At 71.2% G+C, this 1,356-nt stretch carries 2 protein-coding genes; one reads left to right on the top strand and one right to left on the bottom strand.

All coding sequences use genetic code 11. The features are described from left to right. Positions 1-27: 27 nt before the first annotated feature. Positions 28-723 carry a serine hydrolase domain-containing protein gene (locus tag AB0B91_RS66080; RefSeq protein WP_358343253.1) on the bottom strand — a complete coding sequence of 232 codons (696 nt, stop codon included), beginning with the start codon at positions 721-723 and terminating at the stop codon, positions 28-30. Positions 724-801: 78 nt separating this feature from the next. Between AB0B91_RS66080 and AB0B91_RS66075 the strand changes: the two genes are divergently transcribed. Further along, a partial coding sequence (locus tag AB0B91_RS66075; RefSeq protein WP_358343251.1) for a pentapeptide repeat-containing protein occupies positions 802-1,356 on the top strand: 555 nt, incomplete at its 3' end.

Below are 1,356 nucleotides of genomic sequence, written 5' to 3'. Positions count from 1 at the left end.
AACCTCACCGCCCTGCACACCGCCTGGTCACACACCCACTACCAGCCCGGCCACGAGCATCGATGGCTCAGCCTGACCAACATCAGCTTCGACGTGCCCGGATACCACCTCGACGAGCCGGCCGAGCACGTCGGTGGCGACCGAGTAGCCCCACGCGGTGCCGGGCTGGAACAGCAGGGGCAGCTCGCCGAAGGCCTGGCAGGCCGTCGCCAGGTCGACGTCCGCCGGCGGGTACAGGTCGTAGCCGGCGGCCCGGTAGATGGTGTCGACCACCGAGGTCTGCATGAAGCCGTACGTCAGGCCGGCGGTGTGGGTGAGCAGGTGCCAGACCCGGATCGGCTCGACCGCCGGCACCGTGTAGGGCTTGAGGGCCGAGCCCTTGGAGTAGACCCGCAGGTCGGCGAACTCGGGCAGCCACCGGCTGATCTCGTCGGTCAGCTCGAAGCGGCCCTCCTCCCAGAGGATCATCGCGGCGACCGAGGTGACGGGCTTCGTCATCGAGTAGATGCGCCAGAGCGTGTCCGCCTCGACGGGACTGCCCGCCTCGACGTCGCGCAGCCCGTACGTCGAGGAGTGGGCGATCTCGCCGCGGCGGGTGACCAGCACCTGCCAGCCGGCGAGGCGACCGTCGTCGACGTACCTGCCGAAGTGCTCGTCGATGCGCGCCAACCGCGCCGGGTCGAAGCCGATCTGGTCCGGGTCGATGCTGCGTGCCACACTCACGCCGCCGAAACTACTAGCCGGTACGCCGTGCCGGAAGGGCCGCCGCCAGTTGTCCCAGCTCCTCGGTAGCCTGGTCCGATGCCCGAGGTGACCGAGGACGCGACGTTCCGCGACGAGGACTGGTACGGCGAGGAGCTCGTGGACCGGCACTTCGTCCGCTGCACCTTCTTCGACGTCGACCTGACCGAGGCGGTGAGCCGGGGCGCGGTCTTCGACGGCTGCACCTTCGGCAACGTGCGGTTCAACTCCTCCCGGCACACCGACTCGGCCTTCACCCGCTGCACCTTCCAGCGGTGCAACCTCTTCGAGGTGCAGTTCACCGGCTGCAAGCTCGTGGGCAGCACCTTCGCCCAGTGCGACCTGCGGCCGTTGACCGTCGCCGGCGGCGACTGGTCGTTCGTCGGGCTGCCCGGTGCCGACCTGCGCGGGGCCCGGCTGACCGACGTCCGGATGCGCGAGGCGGACCTCACCGGGGCCAACCTGACCGGCGCCACGGTCACCGGCGTCGACCTCTCCGCCGCGCAGCTGCACCGCTGCCGGCTCGCCGGGGCCGACCTGCGCGGCAGTGACCTCACGGCGCTCGACCCGACGGCGGTGGAGCGGGCCGGGGCGATCGTCGACGCCGCGCCGGCC

Source organism: Nonomuraea sp. NPDC049141 (genome assembly GCF_040648415.1).
Taxonomy (GTDB): domain Bacteria; phylum Actinomycetota; class Actinomycetes; order Streptosporangiales; family Streptosporangiaceae; genus Nonomuraea.
The sequence above is the reverse complement of the archived record's forward strand: the minus strand, read 5'-3'. Positions and strand labels throughout refer to the sequence as shown.